Source organism: Mycobacterium sp. 1274756.6 (assembly GCF_001668625.1).
Classification (GTDB): Bacteria; Actinomycetota; Actinomycetes; order Mycobacteriales; family Mycobacteriaceae; genus Mycobacterium.
In genome coordinates, this window is the sequence record NZ_LZLJ01000017.1 from 1 (window position 1) to 13,914 (window position 13,914).

Annotated in this window: 13 protein-coding genes; 6 read left to right on the forward strand and 7 right to left on the reverse strand. The window is 69.4% G+C overall.

Annotated features, from left to right (window positions below):
• The first annotated feature begins 478 nt into the window (after positions 1–478).
• Both A5643_RS02460 and A5643_RS02465 read left to right on the forward strand, forming a co-directional pair.
• Positions 479–1,204 carry a DUF5632 domain-containing protein gene (locus A5643_RS02460; RefSeq protein WP_082948680.1) on the forward strand — a complete coding sequence of 242 codons (726 nt, stop codon included), beginning with the start codon at positions 479–481 and terminating at the stop codon, positions 1,202–1,204.
• Complete coding sequence (locus A5643_RS02465; RefSeq protein ID WP_231995419.1) at positions 1,204–2,109, forward strand: hypothetical protein; 906 nt, start codon at positions 1,204–1,206, stop codon at positions 2,107–2,109. Before A5643_RS02460 ends, A5643_RS02465 begins: the two co-directional genes overlap by 1 nt.
• A gap of 3 nt (positions 2,110–2,112) precedes the next feature.
• Here the strand turns inward: A5643_RS02465 and A5643_RS02470 are convergent, their stop codons facing one another.
• Positions 2,113–2,751, reverse strand: coding sequence for a phosphatase PAP2 family protein (locus A5643_RS02470; protein WP_066851611.1), 639 nt, complete (start codon positions 2,749–2,751; stop codon positions 2,113–2,115).
• Between the two features lie 54 nt (positions 2,752–2,805).
• Here A5643_RS02470 and A5643_RS02475 point away from each other — a divergent pair, with 54 nt between their 5' ends.
• The 3 genes from A5643_RS02475 to A5643_RS02485 are packed head-to-tail and all read left to right on the forward strand — an operon-like array spanning position 2,806 to position 4,885.
• Positions 2,806–3,288 (forward strand): hypothetical protein, encoded by a 483-nt coding sequence (locus A5643_RS02475; protein WP_066851613.1) that lies wholly within the window; start codon positions 2,806–2,808, stop codon positions 3,286–3,288.
• A gap of 20 nt (positions 3,289–3,308) precedes the next feature.
• Positions 3,309–3,974, forward strand: coding sequence for a 5,6-dimethylbenzimidazole synthase (gene bluB / locus A5643_RS02480; RefSeq protein WP_066851630.1), 666 nt, complete (start codon positions 3,309–3,311; stop codon positions 3,972–3,974).
• Positions 3,971–4,885 (forward strand): amidohydrolase family protein, encoded by a 915-nt coding sequence (locus tag A5643_RS02485; RefSeq protein ID WP_066851615.1) that lies wholly within the window; start codon positions 3,971–3,973, stop codon positions 4,883–4,885. The genes bluB and A5643_RS02485 overlap by 4 nt, the downstream gene beginning before the upstream one ends.
• Positions 4,886–4,887: 2 nt before the next feature.
• Here A5643_RS02485 and A5643_RS02490 read toward each other — a convergent pair whose 3' ends face one another.
• The gene (locus A5643_RS02490) at positions 4,888–5,337 is read right to left on the reverse strand and encodes a hypothetical protein (RefSeq protein WP_066851617.1); all 450 of its coding nucleotides are present in this window, start codon (positions 5,335–5,337) and stop codon (positions 4,888–4,890) included.
• A 2-nt stretch (positions 5,338–5,339) separates the two neighbouring features.
• Positions 5,340–7,928: a multicopper oxidase domain-containing protein gene (locus A5643_RS02495; RefSeq protein ID WP_082948684.1), complete on the reverse strand. Its 2,589-nt coding sequence runs from the start codon at positions 7,926–7,928 to the stop codon at positions 5,340–5,342.
• Between the two features lie 293 nt (positions 7,929–8,221).
• Here A5643_RS02495 and A5643_RS02500 point away from each other — a divergent pair, with 293 nt between their 5' ends.
• Complete coding sequence (locus A5643_RS02500) at positions 8,222–9,418, forward strand: alpha/beta hydrolase family protein (RefSeq protein ID WP_066851619.1); 1,197 nt, start codon at positions 8,222–8,224, stop codon at positions 9,416–9,418.
• A gap of 12 nt (positions 9,419–9,430) precedes the next feature.
• On the opposite strand, the gene eccE is transcribed toward A5643_RS02500, so the two are convergent.
• The 4 genes from eccE to A5643_RS02520 form a co-directional block, all read right to left on the reverse strand.
• On the reverse strand, positions 9,431–10,417 hold the full coding sequence (eccE, locus tag A5643_RS02505; RefSeq protein WP_197497620.1) for a type VII secretion protein EccE: 987 nt from the start codon (positions 10,415–10,417) through the stop codon (positions 9,431–9,433).
• A gap of 2 nt (positions 10,418–10,419) precedes the next feature.
• Positions 10,420–11,790 (reverse strand): type VII secretion-associated serine protease mycosin, encoded by a 1,371-nt coding sequence (mycP, locus tag A5643_RS02510; protein ID WP_066851623.1) that lies wholly within the window; start codon positions 11,788–11,790, stop codon positions 10,420–10,422.
• Positions 11,787–13,208 carry a type VII secretion integral membrane protein EccD gene (gene eccD, locus A5643_RS02515; RefSeq protein WP_066851626.1) on the reverse strand — a complete coding sequence of 474 codons (1,422 nt, stop codon included), beginning with the start codon at positions 13,206–13,208 and terminating at the stop codon, positions 11,787–11,789. The genes mycP and eccD overlap by 4 nt, the downstream gene beginning before the upstream one ends.
• A 60-nt stretch (positions 13,209–13,268) precedes the next feature.
• Positions 13,269–13,914 (reverse strand): ESX secretion-associated protein EspG (locus tag A5643_RS02520; RefSeq protein ID WP_066851633.1); only part of this gene is annotated, 646 nt, incomplete at its 5' end.

Consider the following 13,914-nt stretch of genomic DNA (forward strand, 5'->3'; position numbering starts at 1 on the left):
CGCCCCGGCGATCGCTTCGCCACCTCCCCCGGCGGTCCCTAACCCCGTCGCCCCTGTTCCGCACTCTCCCACCGTGCTGCAGAGCTTCGAACAAGGGTTGGTCGCCGGGCCAACACCAGCCCCCGCGCTGAGCGCACCGGCCCCACTGCCTGCACCCGTGGAGGCTCACGTGGCAGCCGGCCCTCCCGAGACAGCCCCGTCGGCAGCCCCCGCCGTCGCCGTTGATTCGCCGCCGCCCGTCACGCCGGCCATATCCACCGACGCAGCAACGCCCTACGTGCCGGTGCCGCCGGTTCCTGCCGGGCCGCCGGCCGTAGCGCCGGCTCCGCCCGTCGCGGCCGCTCCGTTGCCTGGCTATGGCGCGGACCTGCGTCCCGCGAACCCGGCTGCGGCGACCACTCCAGCCGCGCCGCCGTCTGCTGCCCCGACTTCGGCTCCGGTCACCGCGTCGAACCACGCCAACGTCGGTCAACCGGCGGTGGTGCGACGCACCACTTCCCCGCCGCCGATCGCGGTCGCCGAGCAGGCCCTGCCCGCAACCGCGAGCGGTGCGGTGGCCGGCGCAATATCCGACCAGGTGGCGACCGTGGGTCGGCTGCGTACTCTCGTGGAGGTAGTCGCCCGCCAGGAGTCCCGGTTGCGCTGGTCGGTCGGTCAACGCGACGATGGCAGCACCCTGCTGGTCACCGATCTCGCCTCTGGCTGGATTCCGCCGCACGTCGACATCCCGGACGCCGTACGTCTGCTGGACCCCGCCCACCGAAACGGCGATGCGGCGGCGCTACTCGGCGCGGTGACCGCCGCCGCCGATTATCGGCCCGGACAGCACTTGGCTCCAGTTGAGCGCGACGAGGCGGTATCGACGTCGCACCGCCCGCGCTACGGTCCGACCGTGGCCGAGCTGGGTTGGGAGCTGCGCCGGGCCACTCGATGGCGAGACGGTCTACCGAGACTCGCCCACACCCTGGTCCACGCCGTCTACGCCCAGACCGGCGTGCTGGCTAACGAAGTCGCGCTGCTGCGAACGTATCTCGAACAGTCCCGCGCAGCGGTGCTCGCCGACTATCCGGAAAAGACCCCGATGGCGGCGGTCGAGAATTGGCAACTGCTCGCGGCGATCGCCGCACTGATCGCCGAAGATCTCCGCCTGGCGATGTACCACTATGCGTGGTTCCGCGTGTGTTGCCCTGAGGTGGGGCCCTGATGGATCCGGAACTGGTGGCGGTCATCGAGGAGTACCTGCGTGCGCATGGCATGAACGTCCCTCCCCCGCAGGTGATGTCGGATCTGGTCTCGGGCGTCGGGTCGACCATCGACGGTCTGTTGGCCACCCTGGGCATGGCGGCGAACATCGGTGACCCCGCCGACGACGCCGAGGCCCAGATGGGCCAGGAAGAGCGCGACGCCGGCCTTTTCGATGCCCAGGCGAAGTTCTCCGCCAATGAAGCAGAGTCGGCTCAGCTGATGCAGTCCTTGCCGCAGTCGGCAGCCGGGATCGCCGCCGCCGTCGGCGGGGTCTTCAGCGGGCTGCTGCAAGGCTTCACCCAGATCCCGCAACAGATCGGGCAAGGAGCACAGCAAGCTCTGCAAACGGGATTGGGAGCTCTGCAACAATCGGGAGCCGAACTGATCGGCGACCCCCTCGATGACGCCGCCGAAGAATTCACCGAGGACACGCCCGACGATCTCTTCTCGGATGACACGGCGATGCCCGCCGCCGAAGCAGGCGGCACCGGGGCGATAGAGGAAACCGCCCCGACCGGTTATCTCGGGCCGCCGCCCACACCATCGCCGGGCACCGCCCCATCCTCCGCCCAGGCCGTCTCCCCCGCCGCACCCGCGCCATCGCCTGCCTCGACGGGCCCGCGCGGCGGCATGAGCGCCATGCCGTTCGTGCCACCCGGGGCGATGTACGGCAGCCACCCCGACGGCGAGACCAAGACCGACACCAAGCGGGTTGTAGCCCCGTCGGTGAAAAACGGTGCTCCGGTCCAGGGCCGCATCACCGTCCCGCCGCCAGCGGTCACCAAGCGGATCGCCGGCAAGCCGGTCGCCACCCGCCACGTCGTGACCAGCACCCAACGGGACGTCGAGGAACCCGAGCGCTGAATGTCACCTGCGCGGGCGTGGCGGAAGCCGCAGCAACTGCATCCAGAGCACCACGTAGGCATAGCCGAGCGCCCAGCCGGCCACCACGTCCGACGGGTGGTGCACATTGAGCGCCACCCGCCCGAAGCCGACCGCGAGAACAATCAGGACGCCTGCCGCGATCGCCACCCGCTTCGCCACCGCACCCACCATCGGAAGCAGAACCACCAGCAGAGCCACCACCCCCACCACCGAGGCCAATGCATGCCCGGACGGGAACGACGTCGATGACGCCGGCGACAAGGCGGTCAGCGGCCGTGGCCGGTCGGCCAGGTTTTTTGCGACCTGGATGATCACACCGGATAACTGAACGGTCAGGATCAAGAACACCGCGGTCCGCACGTTGCGCTGCACCAACGCGACCACGATGACGGCGGCGGCGAAGACCCGAAGCCCGGTCGGGCCGAACACCGTGCACACCACTTCCCAGCAGCGCACCCACAGCGGGTGCTTGATGCCGATCTCGTACAGGGCCGCCAAGCTCGACGAGTCGACACCGTCGAACCAGCCCTGCCGATAACCCAGCCACAGCACCGCGTATCCGGCCACCGCGATCAACGCGCTGACCGGCAGAATCAGCCGGCGAAGGTTGCCTGTAGACACGCCTACACGCTTATCACGGGTGGGCAGATCGGGTCCGGCGGGGATACTGGGTCCATGGCCGTGTATCTCCGCAAGTTGCTCGGCATCGGCAAACTGCCACCGAACCTGCGTGAACAGGTAGAAGCCGAGGGCATCCTTCACTTTGTCGACTACGTCCCGGTCACCCGTCGTTTCAACGGCGCCATCCCCGGAATGCGGTCCTCCCACAGCGTCGCCAGCTACGTCGGCTCGATGGCATTCACCTCGCAGCGGATCCTGGCGACCCTGTCGGCGTTGCCGAAAGTGGCCGGCCGTACTGTCGACGTGCGCTGGGACCAACCCCAAACGGGTGCGGCCACCGTCGCGGTCTCCGAGAGCGGGCTGCTCGTCGAAGTCAACCTCGACGACACCGCACCCCGGTTTCACGGGCACCTCTCGCTGCACTACAAGACCGAGATTCCCGAGACGGTGCTCGCCCAACTGCCTGGACGCACGATGACCTTCGACCCACCCGCGGAATACATATTCCGTGCGGTCGGCGTGGCCTACGACCCGTGACGGAACAGGCCGCGGCACCCCTGCCGCACGCATTCACCGACGTCGAGCGCAGCGCGGTCTATCGCGCCATCAACGAACGCCGCGACATGCGGCGCTTCGTCGCGGGTGCCGCGGTGCCCGAGGAGGTGCTCGCCCGCCTGCTGCAAGCCGCCCATGCCGCGCCCAGCGTCGGGCTGATGCAGCCGTGGCGGTTCATCCGCATCACCGACACGGCATTGCGACGACGTATCCACACCCTCGTCGACCAGGAGCGGCATCGAACCGCGCAGGCACTCGGTCGTCGGGAACAGGAATTCCTGGCCCTCAAAGTCGAGGGCATCCGCGATTGCGCCGAGCTGTTGGTGGTGGCCCTGCGCGACGGCCGCGAGCAACACATCTTCGGACGTCGCACCCTGCCGCAGATGGATCTGGCGTCGGTGTCCTGCGCCATCCAGAACATGTGGCTGGCCGCCCGCGCGGAGGGGTTGGGCATGGGCTGGGTTTCGCTATTCGAGCCGCAACCGCTGGCAGAGCTCCTGCACATGCCCGACGGCGCCGAACCGGTGGCGATCCTGTGCCTCGGCCCGGTGCCGGACTTTCCCGACCGCCCCGCCTTGGAGCTCGACAATTGGGCACTCGCTCGTCCACTCTCCGAATTCATCAGCGAAAACACTTGGGACGCACTCGAACCGGAAGGTATGCGATGAATCCGTCGAGCAAACCGGACCCCGGGTTGGATGACGAGAGCGATCAGGTTCGCGCCATCTGGTCCCAGCTCAGCCTGCCCGGGATGATCGACGTCCACACCCACTTCATGCCCAAACGGGTCATGGACAAGGTGTGGGACTACTTCGATTCGGCAGGCCCGCTGCTGGGCCGCCATTGGCCGGTCACCTATCGCAGCGACGAACGGGAGCGGGTGCAGACGCTTCGGCGCTTCGGCGTTCTCGCTTTCACCTCACTCGTCTATCCCCACAAACCCGACATGGCCGCCTGGCTCAACCAGTGGGCCGTGCAATTCGCCCGCGACACACCCGACTGCCTGTCGACCGCCACTTTCTTCCCCGAACCCGGAGCGGGCCACTACGTCGCCGACGCGCTGCGCGCCGGCGCTCGCGTGTTCAAAGCCCATCTCCAAGTAGGCCGCTACGATCCGAACGATCCCCTGCTCGACGAGGTCTGGGCGATGCTCGAAGACCGCCGGATCCCAGTGGTGATCCATTGCGGCTCCGGCCCGGTGGCCGGCGAATACACCGGCCCTGCCCCGACCCGCCGTCTGCTGGAGCGATTCCCGCGCCTGGTGCTGATCGTCGCGCATATGGGAATGCCCGAGTACGCCGAGTTCCTCGACCTCTGTGACCGTTTCGAGCATGTCCGTCTCGACACCACGATGGCGTTCACCGGGTTTGCCGAAGAGATGATGCCATTCCCGCCGGCACACCATCGCCGCCTGATCGACCTCGGGGACCGGATTCTGTTCGGCAGCGATTTCCCCAACATCCCCTACGGCTACCCGTCGGCGATCCGCGCCCTGGCCGACCTTCCCGGCACCGACGAGGCCTGGCTGCGCCGCGTGCTCTATGCCAACGCGGCCAACCTTTTCGGCCTCGACCCGTAGGTTCAGTCCAGCTGACCGGCGGTCAGCAGGGTCGCCAGGAAAACAATGCCCAACGATCCGGTCAGCGCCGCGATGGAAGCGATCCGGGCGAAGCGGGGCCGCCGGCTGCGTTGCAGAAATCCGTGCACGGTCGAGGCGCCCATGACGGCGACGAAGAGGCTGACCTTGACCGCCAGCACCCGCCCATACCCGGGCTGAAGCAACGACTCCCAGGTGACCCCGTGTGCATAGGCCAGCAGAACACCGGTGGTGACCTGCAGCGGGATGAACACCGTCCAGGTCACCGATGCGAAGCGCAGCCCCACGTTGCGCACCAGTTGGGCTCGTTCGGGCATCGCCAGCACCGCATAGACCGGGGGCAACACCACCACGGTGATCGTCAGGAGCCCGCCCACCCAGATGATCGCGCCGATCACATGCAGGAAACGCACGGCCGTCCACAGGTCGACCACGGCTACTCCGTCACCGTGACCGTGCCGCGCGCGCCGCCTTCGGAGTGCCGTAGATCGTGGTCCATGATCATGTAATTGCCCGGTTCGGGGAAGGTGAGTTCGACGAAACCGCCTTGCGCGGGAGCGAGATCCAGCACCTGCGAACCACCTGACGGGGCGGCAGGATCCCCGGGGCGCAGCCGCCAGGCGCCCTCTTTGTAAACGGTGTCGAACTGGGTGCCCACGATGTGGAAGGCGATCGAGTCGCCCGGCCCGGCATTGACCAGCCAGAAACGGACTCGCTCACCGGCGCGGACCCGCAGCGGAGCGTGCTTGTACTGGTCGGCTGTCCCGTTGAACATCCACCCGTCGGGTTGACCGGCGCGGATCGCCAGCGGCTTCTCCTCGCTCTCCGGGTCGCCGAGGTACAACTGCGCACCGACGAAGACGAAGTCGTGGTCGACGGCAGGCAGGCCGGGCGGGTCGATGATCACCGCGCCGTACATGCCGTTGGCGATGTGCAGGGAGATCGGCTCGGTGCTGCAGTGATACAGCCACGCTCCCGCCCGGGTCGCGGTGAACCGGTACACCAACCGCTCGCCGGGCTCCAGGGTGCGCATGGGCTGGTCCGGGGCGAGCGCCCCGGCGTGGAAGTCGATGCCGTGGCCCATGCTGGCGTCGTTGATCAGGGTGATCTCGAACTTGTCGCCCACCTTGCCGTGCAGGATCGGTGCGGGCTCGGTTCCGCCGAACGTCCACCGCGCCTCGCGGCGGCCGGGTGCGACCTCCAACGTCTTGTCGACCGCACGCAACTCCACGCGGTGCAAACCCGGCTCGGCCGGCGCCAGCACCGGATCGTAAGGCTGCCAGCCCGGCGAGGGGTCCGCTCCCAGGTTCAGTTGGGTCGGCGGCGTTGCGGGGGAAGGGTGGTCATGGCCGGAGTCGACGGCTTTGGGCTGCCCGCCGACGGCGTTGATCTTCATCGTCATGCCCGCGGCTTTGTGGCCCGGCACGTCGCACCACAGGTCGATGTCGTGCTGCACCACACCGAGGTCGAGCATCGCGGTCTGCCCACGGCGCAGCCGGGGTGTGCGCTCTCCGCTCTCCGCGCGCAAATCGTGCGGCAGCGCCACCTCGTTGGTCACCCGCAGCACCAGCCGCGTACCGGCCGGCACGTCGAGGACCGCCGGAGCGACCCGCATGTCCTGCAGCGCCACGTCGATGACTTCGGCTTCGCCGGGAACCGCGTCCTGGTCCTGGCCTGCTCCGGTCCCGGTCGCCGCGGCCACCGCAACCACCACCGCGGTCAGTCCCGCCACCATCCCGGTCATCGTGCCGGGCAGGCCGCGCTCGAGCCCCTCGACGTTCATGTCCCGGCGCAGCAGTGCCGGCACCGTCAGCCGCAATGCCAGCCACAGGAACCCGGCGACGCCGATCGCCGCCATCGCCCACCCGATGGTGCGGACCGGACCCGGAAGGTGAACAGCGACCAGCGGCACCGCCAGGTTGAGGACGACAAGCCGGGCCTGCCAGCCTTTCGCCAGATGGGCGACCACGGCCTTACGTTCGGCGGGGCCCTGCGCCACGACCACCGGCAGCATCTGGGTCAGCGCGCCGATGAGTATTTGTGCGACGAACCCGACCACCAGCAGAGGCATGATCGATCCCTCGATCAGCCCGGGCAACACATCCAGGGATCCGTTGACGACCGCCGCGACCACCTCGACCAGTAGCCCTGCGGCCAGCCAGCCGGTGGCAGCGGCCAGGTTCCACGACCCGACCTCGCGGGGCTTCTTGCTGGGCCACAGCGCCACCGCGGTGATCACCACGCCGGTGGCATAGCCGAGCAGGCCGGCCGCGGTGATCCACACGTTCGGGATCAGCAGGCCGGCGACTGCCACCGCCAGGCTCACGATGAGGGTGGGCAGGGTGCGCTTGGCGGCCCGGATGCTCTGTTCGGTGATCCGCACCCCGGAGGCCACGGGCCACAGCGTGTAGAGGGTGCCGATCACGGTCAGCCCGATCCAGCCGTAAAGCATCACGTGCACATGGGTCGACCACAATCGCGCGTACCAGCCGTCGGCGCCCAACGCCAGGGTGCCGCCGACCACAGCTCCGATCAGCAGGGCCACGCCCGAGGCGATGTAGAAGCTGATCAGGTATTCGAAGCGCGCCTGCAGCGCGGCCTTCCGCATCCGGACCAATTGCACGGCATGCACCACCGCGATCACCGCGACCGCCACGCCCGCTACCGCGGTGAGTCCCATGACGCCGGTGTAGACACCGGTGAGGGCCATGATCGCGGCCACGTTGAGCACCGCGAGTTTGGCGCCGAGCTGCCACGACGGTGGGTCGGGCGCGCGGCACAACGTGGCAGCGAAGTGTTCCGACCAGATCACGATCGCGTTGGTCGCCGCGCCCAGCAGCAGCGCATGCACCGGTAGCCAGACCGATTGCCCGAGTTCGCCGTAGCTGATCAGCAGGGCCACCGCAACGGCCAGCCAGCCCAGCACCACCGCGTTGCCGATGACGAACACCGGCCGCCGTGGTCCGCCCGGGCGTCCGGGCTTGATGGGCGGCGGCTTCGAACTGGACGGCGCCACCTGGATCATGATCGCCAGCGTACGGTCGCGAAGAAACCGCCGGTGCTCACCGAAGTCCACCCTTTCCGGGACCAAAGGCCCTGCCGTCGGACACGGGCGCGTGGCCATCGACGCCGATTTTGAGCATATCGGTTCGGTTTTTAACGATCCGGCCAGGTGGGCTCGTGCCGCCCGCCGGCCAGGGTCTGTCGCGACGCCCCGTGCGGCCCATGCTCCTCCACGTATCCGGGCAAAGCGGGTTACCATCCGGTTGGTTGAACAGGTACCGCTGTCCTTCGAGCCTGCCCAGAAAGGCCGCCATCGTGACCACCAGCACCAGCCCGGTCGACCCTGCCCTACCGGTTCCCGATGTCCCCGGCGGTGAAGCCGACGCCCGCGGACTGCCCGACCACTCCGCATTGACCCTCGGCCAACGTGCCGTGGTCGATGTCTCCGCAATCGCCGACCTCGGCCTGCGCACCATGGTCGCCTCGCTGGTCGGAGCGGCGATGACGCCCCCGCTGTTGACCACCGCGCTGCGCGGAAGTCGCGCCACGGTCGAACGGGAAAATTTGCGGTTCTACGCCGAATTGGCCGCTGAGAAGGATCCGGCGAAGTCGTTTCCCGCCCCCACCGAAATCCCGCGGGTCACCTCACGGCTGGCCAACCCCTTCGCCGAGCGCATCGCCCGCGGCAACGTCGACAACATCTCCTTCGCCAGCACGTTCCGGCCGGTCAACCCCGCAATGCGCGACCTGTGGCGCAGTTTACGGCGCAATAATGTGGTCCGCGCCCAACATTGGCATCACGACGACGGCCCGCGTCCCACCCTGTGCGTCATCCACGGCTTCATGGGATCGCCGTATCTGTTCAACGGACTGTTCTTCTCACTGCCGTGGTTCTACCGGTGCGGCTACGACGTGCTGCTGTTCACCCTGCCGTTCCACGGCCGCCGTGCCGAGAAGTTCTCCCCGTTCAGCGGTTTCGGCTATTTCGCCAACGGGATGTCAGGCTTCGCCGAGGCGATGGCACAAGCCGTGCACGACTTCCGTTCGCTCATCGACTATCTGCACCACACCGGCGTCGAGCGCATCGCGTTGACCGGGATGTCGCTCGGCGGCTACACCTCGGCGCTGATCGCCTCGGTCGACGACCGGCTGGAGGCCGTGGTGCCCAATGTCCCGGTGGTGTCGGTACAGGACGAGGTCGATGACTGGTTCCCCGCCAACAAGCTCTTTGATCTCGGCCGACGGCTCGGCCACATCGATCACCAGGAGTTCGCCGCTGCCACCGCGTTTCACTCGCCGTTGAACTACGCGCCCCTGGTGCCCAAGGAGCGCCGCCTGATCATCACCGGACTGGGCGACCGGTTGGCCCCGCCCGAACAGTCCACCATGCTGTGGGAGCACTGGGATCGCTGTGCGCTGCACTGGTTCCCGGGCAACCACATCCTGCACGTCAGCCAGCCGACCTACCTTCGGCGCACCAACCGGTTCCTGCGACCGTTCATGTTCGACTGAGTTAACCCGGGGTCAGGCCGCGGCGTGCCGGCGCTTCTTCGGACTCCCGGGGCGGCGACTACTCGGCCAGCGCAGCCGGTTCAGCGCGTCGGGAGTTACCGAAGCATGTCCGTCCAGGCGGTCCCCGGTCAGCGGGCTGATCGCCTTGAGCACCGCCCGGTGAATTCCGCGCTGTGGGGTCAGCCCCGACAGCGGGGCTGCACCCTGCGGTCGCTTCCCGGTGCGGAACGCGCACGCGGCTGCGATACTCGGGTCGGCGGCGCTCCCGGTGATCTGGACGGTGGTCCACGTTTCCTCGGCCGGGTGGGTCCAGACCGCCCGCAAGGTCTCGAGCAACTCGGCGTCTACCGTGACCCGGTAGGCGGCAAGGTATCCCGCGTCGCTGTCCACGGCGCGCCACCGTTCACGGTCTTCGGGCTCGACCAGCGCAGGCACCGCTTCGCCGTCGACGATGGCGGCCTCCCAACCGGTTTCGCGCAAGTGATCGACGAGTCGGCGGGCAGCCACCCGAGCCGTCTCCACCAACGGAATCGATGCCGACCGGGCTTCCAGCGCGGCCAGATTGTCTGCCGCCGACAGGGTCAGTCCGATCCAGGTGTCGCGGGCGGTGCTCCCGGCGGTGTCGCGGCTGGTGATCTGGATACTGTCGGCCCGGATCCCGTAGCGGTCCAGGTAACCGGCGAGCAGCGGCAACGGCAGCACGTCGTCGCCCGGTTGGCTCGATTCGATCCCGAGCACCACCGTCGCCCAGTCGGCATTCTGGTTGACCGAGCGCTTGGCCCGGTTACCGAGAAGCATCCCGACGCTGCGGCGCAACATCGTGGTCAAGTGCAGGCCCCGCCACCACACCAGCAGCAGCAGGACGATGGCCACCGCGATGCCGAGGATCCAGCGGTCCCGCACCGTCTGCCACGGGTAGGCCATCACCGCCGGGATCACCGCCAGCAGCACCAGGGTCAGGCGGGCCGGTCCGGGCCACACCATCGTCGGTCGGTTCACGGCTATCCGATCTCCTTTCGCCGGCGCGCCACGACGGCGCCGACAGCGGCAACAGCAAGTAGCAGGGCGGCCGTTCCGGCCAGGGCCACGATCCGCGGCGCCGGGTCGGTCGGTTCGGGCGCCGGCGGCGCCGGCACCGGCTTGGTCGCCGCCGGGTCACCCGGGCGGGGCAGCTCCCAGGTCAGCGCGGCAACCGGATCCACGGTGCCGGCACCGACCATGTTGGAGGGTGTCCGCGCGGCGTTCTGGGCTGTGGCGGTGATCCGGTTGACCACCTGCGTCGCGTTCAATTCCGGAAACCGGCTGCGCACCAGGGCCGCCACACCGGCGACATAGCCGGCGGCGTAGCCGGTGCCGCTCAGCGGCACCAGTTGCTGCTTCTGGCCGACCATCGCATTGGCCAGCCCGCCGTCTTCCCGGTTGCTCACCGAAGCGATGTCCTCACCCGGTGCGGCGATTCCGACCCACGGTCCGGCCATGGTGAACGCCGACGGTTGGCCGGTCGGGGTCAACGACCCGACCGAGAGCACGTAAGGCTGCCAGTAGGACGGCAACGACAACGCTCCGACGCCCTCCCAGTTGCGCGGGTCGGGTCGGCGTAGGTCGGTGAGCGGATTGGTTTCACAGGCGCCGCCGCCGAATGCGCCGGTGGAGCCGTTGTCGCCGGCTGCCGCAACCACCACGGCGTCCTTCTCGACCGCCGCGTAGCGCAGCGCAGCGCCCAGTTCGGTCTGGTCGATCGGCCGGTCGGCGGGCAGGCAGGCGGTAGCCGAGACCGTGATCACCCGCGCACCCAGGTCGGCGGCGCGGACGATCGATTTGGCCAGCGCGGTGACCGCGGCGGCGGCATGGGCCATCGTCGGGTCTTCGTCCTGCGCGCGCGGCGAGTACCGGCTGGAAGCCACCCGGATGGCCAGCAGCTCCGCACCGGGGGCGACGCCGGAGAATCCGTCGTCGCCGGGCTGGCCGGCCACGATGCCGGCGACCAGGGTGCCGGTGCCGTCACAGTCGGTCAGCCCGTCGGTGGTGTCGACGTAGTCGCCGCCGGCCTCCACCGCAGGCAGCCGCGGGCCCGGCCGCACGCCGGAGTCGATGATCGCCACCTTCTGGCCGTCACCGCGGGAGAACTGCCACGCGGCGGGCAGGTTCAGCATCTGTTGGCTGGCGGTGGGCGCTCCGGGGTCGGTGCCGGGCAGCGCCTGCGTATCGGCGCACGCACCGAACTGCGACATCTCCGCGACCGGGCCGGGGGTGCCGTCCGGAGGTGCGACCGCCGCGTCGATCTCCGGCGGGGGGACGGCGCCTGCGGACGGGCACACGACCATCCCGGCCGTCAATGCCGCGGCCAGCCAGCTGGTTCCGGCACGGGTCATCGATCGAGAATCCAGGCGAACAAGCCGACCAGGTAGGCCATCACCGGGATCAGCGAGGCGTCCAAGCCCGAGGCGACGAACCCGAGCACCCGGCGCATCGGCAGCGAGTAGCTCTCCGGCTCGGCGATCACCGGGTTGAGGGCGACCACCGCCCATGCCAGGCCAAGCACCGCCAGGGCCAGCAGCGCCCAGGCCGCGGCGGCGAAGCAGCCGGTGGCCGCGTAGATCACCAGCAGCGCGGTGCCCAGCAGGTAGGGCTGGGCGAGCAGCCACGCCTTGCAGGCCGCGGAGTCCCACACCCGGGCGCGCAGGACGCTGGCCGCCGCGGTGGCGCCCACCAGGTACCAGCCCCAGCCGGGCACGGTGCCGGGGGTGGCCGCCACGGCGACCGAGCCCAGCACGCTGAGCACGACCGCACCGGCGACGAAGCCGTTCTGGTGCGAGTCGCTGGTGCGCACGCGGCGCGGCAGGTCTTTCAGCAGGCGCTGGGCCGGCGGCGCGGGGGCGGGGTCACCGGGTGCCGGAATGACCGGCAGCGGCAGACGGGCGCACAACGCGGAGAACTGCGGCGCGGAGATCGTGACGATCAGCGACAGCACGATCAGCCCACATCCCAGGCTGGCGATCGGCAGGTCCCACAGCAGGGTGGCGCCGGCGGCCAGCAGCACACCGAGAGCGACCACGGCGGTGGCCGTGAAGAACGCGACCGCACGCGGCTGGTCGCGTCGCGGCACGATCAGGCTGATCAGTGACCAGGCGAGAACACCGGCGGCACCGAACACCAGGTGTGCGCCGCTGAACTGGCCGGGTACCGCCAGGAGGCAGGCGGCGGCAATCGGGGCCAGGGCCGCGATCGACAGCGCCAGGGCAACCCGGCCGGAACGGGCCCGACCGACCAGCGCCGCCACCACGGTCAGCGCGGCCAGCGCTGCGGTGCCGAACAGTCCGGCCAGGTCTCCGGTGACGGCTTGGTAGGCGGTGGCCAGCCCGGTCGCCGCGAGGATCACCGCGATCACCGCGCCCAGGGCGCCGCGCTGGATGTGGGCGGTCTTCCACGGGTTGGTCCGCGACGAGGAGAAGATCACCGCCGCGTCGGCGATGTCCTCGACGATCCCGGGTGCCGGCGGGCCGGCGGGAACCGGCTGCAACGCCAGCAGGTCACCGTCGACCACGCCGACCGTGTCCAAGGTGGCGTCGAGGCTGAACGGCGCGCCGCCGATCGGAGCCAGGCTCAGCCGCGCGGCGGAGTGGTCGTCGGCATCGTCGGCGGCGGGCGCCACGAGTTGCTGGACGGCGGGCAGGATCTCGCGCAGCGGTAGTTCCGCCGGCAGCGCCATCTCGGTCAGCCGGCTCTCGGAGAGCACGGCGACCCGAACGATCGGCATGACAACGTCGGGCAACACCGAGGTGTCGGTCATGAGTTATCTCTTCTCTGCGGGGCCGGGATCGGCCGGTTACAAACGTCAGGGCGGGTGCGGTCAGGTGTGCGGGACGGAGAAATCCCGGGCGAGGCGGACCTCGGGGAACCACCGGCCGTCGGGCAACAGGTCGGTGAGATGGTCGACCGCGGTGGCGATCGCCAGCGGGGTGCCGGGGCTGAAGGTGGAGACCCATTCCCCGTCGAACGCCCGGGACGGGCTGACCAGCACGCGTCCGGCCGTGGCGTCGACGATGCTCATCCCGACCTCGGTGGTGTCGTGGCGACCGTCGCGGCGTTGCCCGGCGACGATCTCGACATAGCTGCGCGGCCCGGTGAACACCGATTCCACCACCGGTCGCGCGGCACGCGGAATGCCCAGGTACTCCAGGACTTCCGGCAGGGCGGTTCCGGCGCGCAGCCGTTCGTCGGCGCGGGCGCCCACCCGCGCCGGCATGCTGAACTCGGGGAAGCGGGCCGGTGCGCGACCGGTCAGCCCGGCGCCGAGCACCGGCGCCAGATCCCTCGGGTCGTTGATGTCCATCGCGGTGAACGTGACTAACTGGGCGTTGCGCAACGCGACCACCGTCTGGCGGCCGCGTCGCGCCACGATCCCACGCAGTAACTCCTCCGGGCTGGAGGAGGGACCGACGTAGCGAAGGTCCAGCCAACGGTCCGGGAAGCACACCACCCGAATCCAGTCGGCT

Coding starts and splice junctions, on each gene's coding strand:
- A5643_RS02465 (WP_231995419.1), top strand. CDS start 1,204: ATGGATCCGGAACTGGTGGCGGTCATCGAGGAGTACCTGCGTGCGCAT.
- A5643_RS02475 (WP_066851613.1), top strand. CDS start 2,806: ATGGCCGTGTATCTCCGCAAGTTGCTCGGCATCGGCAAACTGCCACCG.
- A5643_RS02485 (WP_066851615.1), top strand. CDS start 3,971: ATGAATCCGTCGAGCAAACCGGACCCCGGGTTGGATGACGAGAGCGAT.
- A5643_RS02495 (WP_082948684.1), bottom strand. CDS start 7,928: ATGATCCAGGTGGCGCCGTCCAGTTCGAAGCCGCCGCCCATCAAGCCC.
- mycP (WP_066851623.1), bottom strand. CDS start 11,790: ATGACCCGTGCCGGAACCAGCTGGCTGGCCGCGGCATTGACGGCCGGG.
- eccD (WP_066851626.1), bottom strand. CDS start 13,208: ATGACCGACACCTCGGTGTTGCCCGACGTTGTCATGCCGATCGTTCGG.